Raw genomic sequence first — 14765 nt, forward strand, 5'->3', positions numbered from 1 at the left:
GACCTACGGGTCTTGCAAAACCGTGGAGCGCCAGGGCTTGCAGGCCTGGAAATGAAAAGCCCGCCGGACTCTGATGAGTGGCGGGCTTTTTTTGTCGGATTACGGCTTCGCCTGATCCGACCTACGGGTTGGTGAAACCCGCGGCATCAAGGCTTACAGCGCGGAGAGATCCGTGGGCTGTTCGCCTTCCTTTACTTCTTTCATGGACAGTTTTACGCGTCCGCGGTTGTCTACGTCCAGTACCTTCACCAGAACTTCCTGGCCTTCGCTGAGCTCGTCGGTGACGTTCTCGATGCGGCGGTCAGAGATCTGGGAGATATGTACCAGACCATCCTTGCCGGGCAGGATGTTAACGAAGGCACCGAAGTCCACAATGCGCTCAACACGGCCCCTGTAGATGGCGCCAACCTCGATTTCCGCAGTGATTTCCATCACCCGCTTCATCGCGGCGTTGGCCGCATCCTGGTTGTCGGCATAGATCTTCACATTACCGTCGTCATCCAGATCAATGGAAGCGCCGGTCTCGTCACAGATGGAGCGGATGGTGGAGCCGCCCTTGCCGATGACGTCGCGGATCTTCTCCGGGTTGATCTTGATGGTGGTGATGCTTGGCGCGCGGCTTGAAAGTTCCTTGCGCGGTGTGGCAATCACCTTCGCCATTTCGCCCAGGATATGCATACGCGCTGCGTTGGCCTGGTCGAGAGCGACTTCCATGATTTCGTCGGTGATGCCCTGGATCTTGATGTCCATCTGCAGCGCCGTGATACCTTCAGAAGTACCCGCCACCTTGAAGTCCATATCACCGAGGTGGTCCTCATCGCCGAGGATATCGGTCAGAACCGCGAACTTGTCGCCTTCCTTGACCAGACCCATGGCAATACCGGCCACTGGCGCCTTGATCGGCACGCCGGCATCCATCAGCGCCAGGCTGGAACCACAGACGGACGCCATGGAGCTGGAACCGTTGGACTCGGTGATCTCGGATACCGCGCGGATGGTGTACGGAAACTCTTCCATGGAAGGCATGACCGCAGCCACACCACGCTTGGCCAGACGGCCGTGGCCGACTTCACGACGACCCGGCGTACCGACACGACCAGCTTCGCCGACGGAGTACGGAGGGAAGTTGTAATGGAACAGGAACGGATCCTTGCGCTCCCCTTCCAGGGCATCGATGATCTGCATGTCACGAGCGGTACCCAGTGTGGTGGTCACGATGGCCTGGGTTTCACCACGGGTAAACAGCGCCGAACCGTGGGTGCTGGGCAGAACGCCGACTTCCACTTCGATAGGACGGACTGTCTTGTTGTCACGGCCGTCAATGCGCGGCTTGCCGTCGATAACCTGCTTGCGCACAATGGTCTTTTCGACCTTGCCGAAATACTTTTTGACATCATCCGCAGAAGGCTGGCCTTCCTCTTCGCCTGCCAGCTTCTCAACCAGCGCGCTCTTGATCTCGCCCAGCCGTGCGTAACGCTCCATCTTGTCGCGGATGCTGTAGGCTTCCTCGATGGCAGCGGCAGCCTCGGCGTTAACGGCATTCAGCAGCTCGGTGTTTTCCGGCTCCGGCTGCCAGTCCCAGCGGGGCTTGCCAACTTCTGCGGCAAGTTCCTTGATGGCAGTAATCGCTGTCTGCATCTCCTGGTGGCCAAAGAGCACGGCACCCAGCATCTGGTCTTCGATCAGGCCCTTGGCTTCTGATTCAACCATCAGAACCGCATCCTCGGTACCGGCGACCACCATGTCCAGCAGGGAGGTTTCCAGCTCTTCGAAGGTCGGGTTGAGGAAATAGCCGCGCTCGTTGGTGTATCCTACGCGCGATGCACCAATCGGACCGTCAAAGGGAATACCGGAGATGGACAGGGCTGCCGAAGCGGCCAGCATTGCGGCGATGTCCGGGTCCTGGTTCTTGCTGGATGACATCACCGTGGTAATGACCTGGGTTTCGTTCATGAACCCCTTGGGGAACAGCGGACGAATCGGACGGTCGATCAGACGGGAAGTCAGGGTTTCTTTCTCGGACGGACGGCCTTCACGCTTGAAGAAGCCACCCGGGATTTTGCCAACGGCGTAGGTCTTCTCGAAGTAGTTCACGGTCAGCGGGAAGAACGGCTGACCGGGCTTGGCGTCTTTGGCAGCAACCACGGTACCCAGTACCGAGATATCATCAACGGTTACCAGCACTGAGCCGGTGGCCTGACGGGCAATGCGGCCGGTTTCAATCGTGACGGTCTTGCCGCCAAGTTCAAACGTTTTCTTTACGGGTTTGAGATCCACTGTAACTCCTGAATTCATCATTTCAAATTGACTCGGACAGCCCGCCCATGCGGACTGTCCGTTTTAACTGCACCACGGCCTGAACTGATGAACTGAAGAGCAACCCGTCTGAAAGCTAACAGGCTGTTGCAAAATCCCGGGCCGGGCAGTATTCCCCTCGGGAAATCCGGGGCCGGGGTTTTCAACAACCTGCTATCAATTTCAACTTTCCAATACGACAGGGAGTTTCTTCAGGTTTCACTGACAGACACGATGCAGGGGAGAAGCACAACCAGCGGGGCAAATGCCCCGCTGGTTGTTAAGTACAACCGGACTAGCGACGCAGGTTCAGACGCTGGATCAGTTCCAGGTAGCGGTCTGCGTTCTTACGCTTCAGGTAATCCAGCAGCTTGCGGCGCTGGTTAACCATCCGGATCAGACCACGGCGGGAATGGTGATCCTGCTTGTTGGTCTTGAAGTGACCCTGCAGCTTGTTGATGTTGTGGCTCAACAGTGCAACCTGAACTTCAGGAGAACCGGTATCGCCATCACCCTGCTGAAAATCCTTAACGATCTGTGCTTTCTCATCGGCAGAAAGTGCCATAACTCACCTCAATTGTCGCGATGCTATCGAATTCGGCCGAACCACGCATCTCTACAGCCCGGCTAATCAGCCCCAACCATTATCAAACGGTTGTCAGCTACTCTTCACCAGACGACGAGGCACCAGCTTGGTGGCCTCCCCCTCCGGGAATCCTTCCGCCAGCCCGACAAAGCGCCCGTTGCCATAAAGGCGAACGTACCCTTCGACTGGCTGACCCGATATTCTAACTGTTTGTCCATTCAATATCGACACCAGCGCACTGCCTTCCAGTTGCTGTTCCGGAAACATGGAGAGCGCGGCATCCGGGGCCACCAGCAGGGTATCCAGACTTTCTCCCTGTTCACGCATGGATTCCAGGGTGCTGACGTTGCAGGCATCTGCCAGAGTGAAGCCTGAAGCCATGGTGCGGCGCAGGGCCGTCACATGGGCACCGCAACCCAGAGCCTCGCCAATATCTTCCACCAGCGAACGGATATAGGTGCCCTTGGTGCAACTGACCGCGATATCGATCTCGGTTTCACGCACCTCCAGCAGTTTCAGTTCATAGATGGTGACCGGGCGGGACGGGCGCTCCACTTCAATGCCTTGCCGCGCGTATTCATAGAGAGGGCGACCCTTGTGTTTGAGCGCTGAATACATGGAAGGAACCTGCTGGATATCACCGCGGAAACGGTCGAGCACCGGCTCCAGGGCCTCCGCATCCAGTCCCGGCGGTACCGGATGTTCAGCCACCACCGCGCCTTCACTGTCGCCGGTTTCGGTGCGAACACCCAGGCTCGCGGTGGCGATGTACGCCTTGTCGCTGTCCAGCATCATCTGGGAAAACTTGGTGGCCTCGCCAAAGCACAGCGGCAACACGCCGGTGGCAAGCGGATCCAGGGCACCGGTATGGCCAGCCTTGGCCGCGCCGAAAAGCCGCTTTACCTGCTGCAGAATGCCATTGGAAGTGATATCCATTGGCTTATCGATAACGAGGATGCCGTTTACGTCACGACCTTTGTGGCGTCGGCTCAATCGTCTCGCTCCGTATCATCGCGATCAACCGCCGGCTTGTCACCGACGGCCTCACGGATCAGATTGTCCATATGGCGACTGTGCCCAAGCAGCGAGTCGAAGTGGAAGCGCAGCTGGGGAGTTACCCGTAACTTCATGGCACGGCCAATCTGGCCGCGCAGGAAGCCGGAGGCCTTGTTCAGAACCGCCAGGGATTCCTTTACCTGCGGCGACTCCGCGGTCAGTTCCTCGGTGGTGAGCAGGGATACGTAGATATCCGCGTATCCCAGGTCACGGCTGACCTTGACGGCATTCACCGTGACCATGCCCACCCGCGGGTCTTTGATTTCCCGCTGGATGAGCTGGGCCAGCTCACGTTGCATCTGATCGCCAATGCGATCTATCCGGCTGAACTCTTTTGGCATCAGGCCCCCGTAGACTCAAGCTTACGCTCGACGCGGACACGATCGAATACCTCGATCTGGTCACCGACTTTGACGTCGTAACCCTTGACGCCGATACCACACTCCATGCCGCTGCGGACTTCCGGTACGTCGTCCTTATAGCGACGCAGGGATTCCAGCTCGCCCTCGAAGATCACCACGTTGTCCCGCAGAACGCGAATGGGCTTGTTCCGGTAAACCGTGCCTTCAATCACCATGCAACCGGCCACCTGGCCGTACTTCGGTGAACGGAACACATCCCGCACCTCGGCAATGCCCACGATATCCTCACGGAATTCCGGTGCCAGCATACCGGTCAGGGCTGCCTTAACATCATCAATCAGATTGTAGATGATGCTGTAGTAGCGCAGATCCAGGCCTTCCTGTTCAACCAGTCGCTTCGCCGCTGTATCGGCACGCACATTAAAGCCGAAGATAACGGCATTGGTGGCCATCGCCAGGCTCACGTCCGTCTCGGCAATACCGCCAACGCCGGCAGACACGATCTTCACCTGTACTTCCTCGTTGCCCAGATCCTTGAGCGACTTGATAATGGCTTCCAGAGAACCGCGGACGTCGGTCTTGAGGACCACGTTGAGGGTTTTGACCTCGTCCTTGCCCATGTTCTCGAACAGGTTCTCCAGCTTGGCCGCCTGCTGCCTGTGCAAACGCTGCTCGCGCTCACGGGTCTGGCGGAATTCGGCCAGTTCCTTGGCCTTCTTCTCGTCGGCCACGGCAAAGAACTCATCACCGGCATTGGGCGTACCGTTCAGGCCCAGAATCTCCACCGGGATCGACGGCCCGGCTTCCCGGACCTGCTTACCGGCTTCATCGGTCATGGCGCGGACCTTGCCGAAGTAGCCACCGGCAACAACCATTTCGCCCTGGCGCAGGGTGCCGTTCTGGACCAGCACTGTGGCCACTGAGCCACGGCCGCGCTCCAGACTGGACTCGACAACCACACCCTTGGCCGGCGCGTCCGGAGACGCTTCCAGCTCAAGAATTTCGGCCTGCAGCAACAATGCTTCAAGCAGGTCGTCGATGCCCTCACCGGTGTGGGCGGATACCGGAATGAACTGGACGTCACCGCCCCAGTCTTCCGGAATCACTTCCATACCGGCCAGTTCGGTCTTGATGCGGTCAGGATCCGCCTCTTCCTTGTCCATCTTGTTCATCGCAACCACGATGGGCACACCGGCAGAGCGGGCGTGCTGGACAGCTTCCTTGGTCTGGGGCATGACACCGTCATCGGCCGCAACCACCAGGACTACAATATCCGTACACTGGGCACCACGAGCACGCATTGCCGTAAAGGCGGCGTGACCCGGAGTATCCAGGAAAGACACCATGCCGTGATCGGTCTCCACGTGGTAGGCACCGATGTGCTGGGTAATACCACCAGACTCACCGGAAGCGACCTTGGTACGACGGATGTAGTCCAACAGCGAAGTCTTGCCGTGGTCGACGTGACCCATCACGCTTACAACCGGGGCACGCTTGGTTCTGTCCTTACCCTCGAAGGCAAACCCGCTGAGCACCTCTTCCTCGAACGCGTCCTCGCTGACCGTGTTGGGCTTGTGGCCCAGCTCTTCGGTCACCAGCACCGCAGTTTCCTGATCGAGAGCCTGGTTGATCGTTGCCATTACCCCCATGCCCATCAGCTTCTTGATCACATCCGCTGACTTGACTGCCATCCGCTGGGCAAGTTCGCCCACGGTGATCGTTTCGGGAATATCGACTTCTCGTACCATTGGTTTGGTCGGCCTCTCGAAAGCATGACGCTTTTCTTTCGGTTTCTTTTTCGCGCGAAGTGGCTTGCGCAGCGTGGTGTCTTCTTCCTCTTCACTGACAATCAGAGGTTCATCCACCGGACGGTTACGAGGCCCGCGATGCCCGGCGGACTTCTTCTTGGGCTTGCCTTCGTCAGTCTCATCACCACGCTCACGGGCTTTTTCTTTCTTTTTCTTCGGCTTGCGATCCTTACCCTCGCCATCTTCAGGCGGCGGAATCGGCATGTCTTCCGGCGCGGGAACCGGCGACGGTTCCGGCTCGGCAGCCACTTCCGGCTTTTCTTTCTCTTCCGGCTTCTCTTCGGCAACCGGCGTTTCAGCCGGCGCCTCTGAGACCGGAGCTTCCGGCTTCGGCGCTTCTGCAGGTTGTGCCTGCTGAGCTGCTACCGCCGGCGTTTCCTCCGGCGCTGTGGTGGCCTGCTCTTCTGCAGCCTCTTCCGGCTTCGGCGCTTCCGGCTCCAGCTCAGCGCGCTTGATATAAGTACGGCGCTTGCGGACCTCAACATTAACCGTTTTTGCACGGCCTGCTTTCAGCGTGGTTGTTGTCTTGCGCTTGAGAGTAATCTTCTTTGGCTCGGACTCATCCTCACCATGATTCTTTCTCAGATAGGTCAGCAACTGTTGCTTCTCGTCACTGGTAACTGAATCTTCTTCGGAGCGGGCTTTCAGGCCAGCCTCCACTATCTGTCGCAGCAAACGATCCACGGGAGCGCCTACATCTGCGGCCAGTTGTTTTACCGTTACATCAGCCATACTGGTCCTCCTCCCGATTAAGCCTGGTCTTCAAACCAGGGGGCGCGTGCAGCCATAATCAACTGGCCAGCACGCTCTTCTTCCATTCCTTCAATGTCGATCAGGTCATCGACCGACTGCTCTGCAAGATCTTCCATGGTGCGGATACCCATACCGGCCAGCTTGAATGCAAGCCCCCGGTCCATGCCGTCCATTGCCAGAAGATCTTCCGAAGGTTCCGCTCCCTCTAGTGCCTCTTCACTGGCCAGGGCCTGATTCAGCAGGGCATCTTTGGCACGACGACGCAATTCGGTGACGGTCTCTTCATCAAATCCTTCAATAGCGAGCATCTCCTCCATGGGGATGTACGCTACTTCCTCAATGGAGGTAAAGCCTTCCTCGATGAGAACGCCGGCAAATTCCTCGTCCACATCCAGATTCGCTGTAAAGTGCTCCAGCAAGGTATTGTATTCCTGCTCCTGACGCTGGCCGGCCTCTTCCTCGGTCATCACGTTCAGTGTCCAGCCCGTCAGCTCTGTCGCCAGGCGTACGTTCTGCCCGTTACGGCCGATAGCCTGCGCCAGATTATCCTCGGCAACAGCCACTTCCATGGTGTGACGATCCTCGTCCATCACGATGGAAGCCACTTCCGCCGGCGCCATGGCGTTGATAACCAGCTGAGCCGGGTTGTCGTCCCAGAGCACGATATCAACACGCTCGCCACCGAGCTCATTGGAAACCGCCTGTACCCGCGAACCACGCATGCCCACGCAGGCGCCCACCGGATCAATCCGGCGGTCATTGGTTTTCACCGCGATCTTGGCGCGGGAACCCGGATCCCGGGCCGCGCCGCGGATTTCGATCAGCTCCTCCGCGATTTCCGGAACCTCGATGCGGAACAGTTCAATCAGCATCTGCGGATCGGTGCGACTGAGGATCAGTTGCGGGCCGCGGTGATCGGTACGGATTTCCTGCAGCAGGGAGCGAACCCGGTCACCCATGCGGAATGTCTCCCGTGGAATCAGGTGTTCACGGGGCAGCAGGGCTTCTGCGTTGGCACCCAGATCCACGATGACGTTGTCCCGTGTCACTTTCTTTACGGTACCGGACACCAGTTCGCCCACGCGGTCACGATAGCTGTCGACAATCTTGGTACGCTCGGCTTCCCGTACTTTCTGGAAGATAATCTGCTTGGCCGCCTGGGCACCGATACGTCCGAAGGCAACAGATTCCACTTTCTCTTCGTAGATGTCGCCCGGCCTGAGATTCTCGTCAATTTGCTCGGCTTCCTGCATGGTCAGCTCGGTGCCAAGGGCAGGAACGGCATCATTATTAACCACCAGCCAGCGGCGGTAGGTCTCATATTCGCCGGTACGGCGATCGATGGAAACGCGGATATCGGCTTCCTCGTCGTAACGTTTTTTGGCAGCGGTAGCGAGTGCCAGCTCGATCGCTTCAAAGATCACATCCTTCTCGACACCTTTTTCATTCGAGACGGATTCAACCACCAGCAAGATCTCTTTACTCATTTAATTGCCCTGCCCTTAAAATAAACTTTGCGTCCACTGACTTATTCAAAAACCGGAACGATGTTGGCTTTCTCGATGCTATCGAACGGCAGCAGGTACTCGTGATCATCAACAACCACGACAACGTCCTCGCCCTCAACGCCTTTAATCAGACCCTGAAACTTGCGACGCCCCTCAAATGCCATCCGTAATTTGATCTGGACCTGATGGCCGGCGAATGCCTCATACTGCTCCAGTCGGAACAACGGCCGGTCCATGCCCGGAGACGAGACCTCCAGGGTGTATTCTGTCTGAATGGGGTCTTCCACATCCATCACGCCGCTTGCCTGACGGCTGACTTTTTCACAGTCTTCGATGCCGATACCGTTTTCGGCATCGTCAATAAAAATCCTTAACAGGGAATGGTGTCCCTGGGCGCGAAATTCAATGCCCCAATACTCGTAACCCAGGCCTTCGACAATCGGTCTGAGTATTTCTTCCAGCTGCTTCAACTTGGCTGACAAGGCTATTCGGTCTCCATTACTGGTTTTTTCGACCCCCTAAAAACAAAAAAAGGGCTGTTGATCAGCCCTTTTAATGCACCAGGGCCTGATGCGCCAGGCCCCTTAATCAAAAAGCCCCGAAAAAATTGGGGCTCTTTGTTGCAAGAACTCACAGAGGAAAAACCACATACCGACAAGACCCCCTGCTGACAGACACCTGGCCTGTCAGGAACCGGCCGGACAAATAACTAAACGCCCGAAGCCTGCTCCAATATTCGCCGGAGTATAGAGATGCCGGCCTTACTGGTCAAGGACTGACCAAAAAAAACGGCCTGGTAATTCCAAGCCGTTTTTCTTCTATATGGTGCCCAGGGCCGGACTCGAACCGGCACGGCTTTCGCCACTACCCCCTCAAGATAGCGTGTCTACCAGTTCCACCACCTGGGCAACACCTTTACTCGAGCTCGGGGAGTTCATTTTCATCCCCGCGCCCGGCTTCGCCTTCATCTGCCGACTCACTTCCAGCCTGCCCGGCAGCGGAACGGGATTCCTCAACTACAGGAATACCTGCTTCCCCTGCCACTTCAGCACGCTGCTTGGCGAATACAGCCAGCGAAAAACTTGTTACAAAAAACACAATGGCCAGTAAAGTCGTTGCACGTACCAGAAAACTGCTACTGCCCTCACTGCCGAATACTGTCTGGGAGGCACCGCCGCCAAAAGCAGCGCCAGCATTGGCACCTTTACCATGCTGGATCAGCACCAGACCCACCAGTGCCACCGCGATGACCACGTGGAGAACGACAACCAGTGTTTCGACCCAATCCATAATGTCTCTCTAATGACTCGTGTTAATGGCTTTCGCGAACCTTTAACGTTCAGGACTTGCCCGGCATTGCCCGGCAAATACTCATAAAATCTTCCGCACTTAGCGATGCGCCACCAATCAGGCCGCCATCAATATCCGGTTGGGCAAAAAGCGCGACCGCATTATCCGGCTTTACGCTACCGCCGTAAAGCAGGGATATTTCTTCTGCCGGCGCCCCCAGGGACTTCAACACGCCCCGGATTGTCCCATGCATGGCCTGTGCATCTTCAGCGGTGGCCGTTTTCCCGGTCCCTATGGCCCAAACTGGCTCATAGGCAACCACAACCTGCTGCCACTGCCCGCCACCGACATCGGCAACAGCTTTCCGGACCTGGGCCGAAACAACATCTTCGGCCTTCCCTGCTTCCCGCTGGTCTAGGGTCTCACCGACGCAGATTATCGCGTCCAAACCTGACGCCAGCGCCTTTACAACCTTGACCGTCACTTCGTCATCAGTTTCGCCGAACAGCTGCCGGCGCTCTGAATGCCCCACCAGGGAGTAATCACACCCGGAGTCTTTGGCCATTCCCGCGGATATCTCCCCGGTGTAGGCACCCGAGTCCCAACAGGCAATATTCTGTACGCCAACGGCAATCTGATCACCTGCCTGCCTGACAACATCGCCAACAAACAGGGCGGGAGGAATAATGACAGCCTCCACACCGTTATCAAGCGATGCCAACCCCGACCGGACCTGCCCGACCAGACTGTTTACCAGGTCTTTCGACCCGTTCATTTTCCAGTTTCCGGCAACGATCTTACGGCGCATACGTAACCCCTTATTCGAGGGAGGGCAAACTATACAGCAGTCTTTTGCAGCAGACAACTGTACCTGGACACAAAATCAGGCCCGGGAATGCTCCACAACAACAGCAAGTTCCTCGGCAATCTTTACAATTTCCGACTCATCCTGCCCTTCCGTCATTACCCGGATCAGCGGTTCAGTGCCGGAGGCCCGCAACAATACACGGCCACTGCCGCCAAGCCTGGCTTCCGCTGACGCCACAGCCCTGACAATATCATCACGCCCAAGGGGATCAAACCGCTTTTCCACACGTACGTTGATCATTTTCTGGGGCAACTTGCTCATACCCTGGCGAAGATCCGCCAGCGAACTGCCAGCGCGGCTGACAGCCAGCAAGACCTGAAGCGCTGAAACAATGCCATCACCAGTGCTGGTGCAGTCACGGATGACCATGTGACCGGAACCTTCGCCACCCAGCAGCCAGCCCTTGCTGATCAATCTTTCCATAACGTAGCGATCGCCCACCTTAGCGCGCTCGAAATCGATACCCCGCTCCCTCAGTGCCAGCTCAACCCCCAGGTTGGTCATCAATGTACCGACGACACCGCCCTTGAGGGTGCCCGCAGCGTGACGCTGGGCTGCGATCACGTAAAGCAACTCGTCGCCATCCACTTCCGAACCGTCATGATCCACCATCAGCACGCGGTCACCGTCACCATCAAAAGCAATGCCAAGGTCTGCCTGTTTCTCTACGACCGCTCTGCTGAGAGTATCCAGATGGGTGGAGCCGACGTTAAGATTGATGTTCAGGCCATTGGGGTCACCGCCGACGACCGAAATTTCTGCGCCCAACTCCCGGAAAACCTTGGGGGCGACGTGGTAAGTCGCCCCATGGGCGCAGTCCAGCACAATATGCAGACCTTCCAGGGAAAACTCGTTGGGCACCGTGCTCTTGCAGAACTCGACATAACGGCCCGGTGCATCATCCACCCGAAACGCCTTGCCAAGCTCCATGGCGTCGCAAACTTCAATGGGCCTGTCCAGCCAGCGCTCGATTTCGGTCTCAAGGCCGTCGTCCAGCTTGGTGCCGTCGGGGGAGAAAAACTTGATGCCGTTATCCTGGTGCGGGTTGTGGGAAGCGCTGATCACAATACCCGCAGAGGCCCGGAAGGTGCGGGTCAGGTAGGCTATAGCCGGCGTAGGCATGGGGCCAAGCAGCTTCACGTCCACTCCGGCCGCTGACAGACCTGACTCCAGAGCGGACTCGAACATGTAACCCGACAGGCGCGTATCTTTGCCGATCAGTACGCTGTTGCGCTGGCCATCGCGCTTGAAAGCCTGTCCGGCGGCCCAGCCCAGATGCAGCATAAAGTCCGGCGTGATCGGATATTCACCTACCCGGCCCCGGATACCATCCGTGCCGAAGTATTTTCTGTCACTCATTGCCCAGCTTCCTCCATTGCCGCTACCACTTTAACGGCATCAACTGTTTCCCTGACATCATGAACGCGAATAATGGATGCGCCCTTGATGGCGGATATTGTCGCGGCAGCAAGGCTTGCAGGCAAGCGCTCACTGATATCCCGGCCGGTAATATGGCCTAGCATGCTCTTGCGGGATATCCCCACCAGTACCGGATGGCCCAGCAACTGGAGCTGTTCCAGTGAAGCCAGCAGCTGCAGATTATGCCGGAGGGACTTGCCAAAACCAAAGCCGGGATCAAGGATGATGTTCTCGGACCTGACCCCGGCCTTTTCGATAATTCGCATTCTTTCGGTAAGGAATGAACTGACTTCCCTGCGCACATTACGATAGCGCGGATCGTCCTGCATGGTATCCGGTTCGCCCTGACTGTGCATCACACATACCGGAATGCCCGCCGCGGCAGCCATCTCCGGCGCGCCGTCCCTCTGCAGCGCCCGGACATCATTGATCATGCCGGCGCCCAGCTTTGCCGCTTCAGCCATAACCCGGGGTGAGCTGGTATCGACTGACACCACAACATCAAGCTCGCGGACAATAGCCTCCACCACCGGACAAACCCGCCCAAGCTCCTCTTCCACGGGCACCGGGGTTGCTCCGGGGCGGGTGGACTCGCCGCCGACATCAATGAAGAGTGCACCATCCGCCACCATTTCACGGGCCCGCGCCAGGGCGGCGTCCACCTGGTTAAAGCGACCACCGTCCGAAAAGGAATCAGGCGTTACATTGAGTATTCCCATGACATGACAGCCGGACATATCGAGCTTTCGGCCCGCGAAGTTGATTTGCATAAGCGACCTTTAGTGCAACCTGCAAAAACAAACGCCGCCCCGGACGGGGCGGCGTATCCTGGTTGATGATCTCTGGCGCGGCATTAAGCCGGGTCAGTGCTCACCGGCCGGGCGGCCAACACCGGGCTGGCGCCCGTCGTCAGAACCTTTGGGAGCAGGGGCCTGCTCTGGCTCGTCAGCCGCTACGCCACCGGAGGGGCCGTTATCACCCCACCCTTTTGGCGGCCGAGGCTCGCGCCCTTCCATGATGTCATCGATCTGGAAACGATCAATGGTTTCATACTTCATCAGGGCCTCGGCCATCAGGTCGAGCTTCTCGCGATTATCAATCAGCAGCTGACGGGCCTTTTCATAGCAACTGTCAATAATGTTGCGAACTTCCTCGTCAATCCGTTGCGCTGTCTCCGGAGAATACACCGTCTGCGACTGACCGGCAGAGCGACCCAGGAAAGGCTCTTCACTGTCAGTGTCATACTGCAGCGGGCCGAGCTTCTCAGACAGGCCCCAGCGGGTGACCATGTTACGGGCGAGGGTGGTTGCCCGCTCGATATCGTTGGAAGCACCGGTGGTGACGCCATCGAAACCAAGGGTCAGCTCTTCGGCGATACGGCCACCGAACAGACTGCAGATGGAACTGATCAGGAAGCGCTTACTGTGGCTGTACTTGTCTTCCTCAGGGAGGAACATGGTGACACCCAATGCCCGACCACGGGGAATGATACTGACCTTGTAAACCGGATCATGCTCGGGCACCAGACGACCTACGATCGCGTGACCGGACTCATGATAGGCCGTATTGCGCTTCTCTTTCTCACTCATGACCATGGACTTGCGCTCGGCGCCCATCATGATCTTGTCTTTGGCGAGCTCGAACTCTTCCATGGAAACCAGGCGCTGGTTGCGACGGGCAGCGAACAGTGCTGCCTCATTCACCAGGTTGGCCAGGTCGGCACCCGAGAATCCGGGCGTGCCACGGGCAATCAGCTGCGGTTCGACACCATCAGACAGAGGGACTTTTTTCATGTGGACTTTGAGGATCTGTTCACGACCGATGATGTCGGGGAGACCAACAACCACCTGGCGGTCGAAACGACCGGGGCGCAACAACGCAGGGTCAAGCACATCCGGACGGTTGGTGGCAGCGATAACAATTACGCCTTCATTGCCCTCGAAGCCGTCCATCTCGACCAGCAACGCATTCAGGGTCTGCTCACGCTCGTCGTGACCACCACCCATGCCGGCACCACGGTGGCGACCGACCGCATCGATCTCATCGATGAAGATAATACAGGGGCTCTGCTTCTTGGCCTGCTCGAACATGTCACGGACACGGGACGCCCCCACACCCACGAACATCTCCACAAAGTCCGAACCGGAAATCGAGAAGAACGGCACCTTGGCTTCGCCGGCGATCGCCTTGGCGAGCAGGGTCTTACCGGTACCCGGCTGGCCCACCATCAGGACGCCCTTGGGAATGCTGCCGCCAAGCCGCTGGAATTTGCTGGGGTCCCGCAGGAAATCCACCAGTTCCTTGACGTCTTCCTTGGCCTCATCCACACCGGCGACGTCGCCAAAGGTGGTCTTGATCTGATCCTCACTCATCAGCTTGGCTTTGCTCTTGCCAAAGGACATGGGTCCTTTGCCGCCGCCACCGCCCTGCATCTGCCGCATGAAGAACACAAACAGCGCAATAATGATGAGAATCGGGAACGCAGCCACCAGTAGCTGGGTCCAGAGACTTTGACGCTCCGGCTCCTTGCCAATGACTTCCACGTTGTTGGCCAGCAGGTCGTCCATCAGTTTCTGATCAGCCAGCTGAGGCCTGATGGTCTGGAACTGGGAGCCGTCGCCACGGACGCCCTGAACCTCGAGCCCGTCAATGGTTACCTGACGGACCCGGCCGTCCTGCACCATTTCCACGAACTGCGAATAATTGACCTGTTGACCGCTGGTGGTGGGAGTGAAATTCTGAAACACCATCAGCAGTACCGCGGCTATAATTAGCCAGAGAACCAGATTTTTAGCCATATCGTTCAAGGATCACCACCTG

Annotated in this window: 12 protein-coding genes and 1 tRNA gene; all 13 read right to left on the reverse strand. The window is 57.6% G+C overall.

The features are described from left to right. Positions 1 to 153: 153 nt before the first annotated feature. Positions 154 to 2277, reverse strand: coding sequence for a polyribonucleotide nucleotidyltransferase (pnp, locus tag DIT72_RS02675; protein ID WP_135953650.1), 2124 nt, complete (start codon positions 2275 to 2277; stop codon positions 154 to 156). Between the two features lie 313 nt (positions 2278 to 2590). Further along, positions 2591 to 2860, reverse strand: coding sequence for a 30S ribosomal protein S15 (rpsO, locus tag DIT72_RS02680; protein ID WP_135953651.1), 270 nt, complete (start codon positions 2858 to 2860; stop codon positions 2591 to 2593). 93 nt (positions 2861 to 2953) lie between these two features. Then, positions 2954 to 3874 (reverse strand): tRNA pseudouridine(55) synthase TruB, encoded by a 921-nt coding sequence (gene truB / locus DIT72_RS02685; RefSeq protein WP_135953652.1) that lies wholly within the window; start codon positions 3872 to 3874, stop codon positions 2954 to 2956. After that, positions 3871 to 4278: a 30S ribosome-binding factor RbfA gene (gene rbfA, locus DIT72_RS02690; protein ID WP_135953653.1), complete on the reverse strand. Its 408-nt coding sequence runs from the start codon at positions 4276 to 4278 to the stop codon at positions 3871 to 3873. The genes truB and rbfA overlap by 4 nt, the downstream gene beginning before the upstream one ends. Beyond that, complete coding sequence (gene infB, locus DIT72_RS02695; RefSeq protein ID WP_135953654.1) at positions 4278 to 6839, reverse strand: translation initiation factor IF-2; 2562 nt, start codon at positions 6837 to 6839, stop codon at positions 4278 to 4280. Before infB ends, rbfA begins: the two co-directional genes overlap by 1 nt. Before the next feature lie 17 nt (positions 6840 to 6856). After that, positions 6857 to 8347 (reverse strand): transcription termination factor NusA, encoded by a 1491-nt coding sequence (nusA, locus tag DIT72_RS02700; RefSeq protein ID WP_135953655.1) that lies wholly within the window; start codon positions 8345 to 8347, stop codon positions 6857 to 6859. Positions 8348 to 8388: 41 nt separating this feature from the next. Beyond that, positions 8389 to 8850: a ribosome maturation factor RimP gene (rimP, locus tag DIT72_RS02705; protein WP_135953656.1), complete on the reverse strand. Its 462-nt coding sequence runs from the start codon at positions 8848 to 8850 to the stop codon at positions 8389 to 8391. Between the two features lie 341 nt (positions 8851 to 9191). Beyond that, positions 9192 to 9276, reverse strand: a tRNA-Leu gene (locus DIT72_RS02710). A gap of 7 nt (positions 9277 to 9283) precedes the next feature. Beyond that, on the reverse strand, positions 9284 to 9658 hold the full coding sequence (secG, locus tag DIT72_RS02715; RefSeq protein WP_135953657.1) for a preprotein translocase subunit SecG: 375 nt from the start codon (positions 9656 to 9658) through the stop codon (positions 9284 to 9286). A 49-nt stretch (positions 9659 to 9707) separates the two neighbouring features. Then, the gene (gene tpiA, locus DIT72_RS02720) at positions 9708 to 10466 is read right to left on the reverse strand and encodes a triose-phosphate isomerase (RefSeq protein WP_135953658.1); all 759 of its coding nucleotides are present in this window, start codon (positions 10464 to 10466) and stop codon (positions 9708 to 9710) included. Positions 10467 to 10541: 75 nt separating this feature from the next. Beyond that, positions 10542 to 11885 (reverse strand): phosphoglucosamine mutase, encoded by a 1344-nt coding sequence (gene glmM, locus DIT72_RS02725; protein WP_135953659.1) that lies wholly within the window; start codon positions 11883 to 11885, stop codon positions 10542 to 10544. Further along, entirely contained in the window at positions 11882 to 12715 is an 834-nt protein-coding gene (folP, locus tag DIT72_RS02730; RefSeq protein ID WP_135953660.1) for a dihydropteroate synthase, read from the reverse strand. Before folP ends, glmM begins: the two co-directional genes overlap by 4 nt. Positions 12716 to 12808: 93 nt before the next feature. Continuing rightward, positions 12809 to 14752, reverse strand: coding sequence for an ATP-dependent zinc metalloprotease FtsH (gene ftsH / locus DIT72_RS02735; RefSeq protein ID WP_211578536.1), 1944 nt, complete (start codon positions 14750 to 14752; stop codon positions 12809 to 12811). Positions 14753 to 14765 lie beyond the last annotated feature (13 nt).

It is taken from the genome of Marinobacter orientalis (assembly GCF_004792665.1).
In the GTDB taxonomy this organism is placed as follows: domain Bacteria; phylum Pseudomonadota; class Gammaproteobacteria; order Pseudomonadales; family Oleiphilaceae; genus Marinobacter; species Marinobacter orientalis.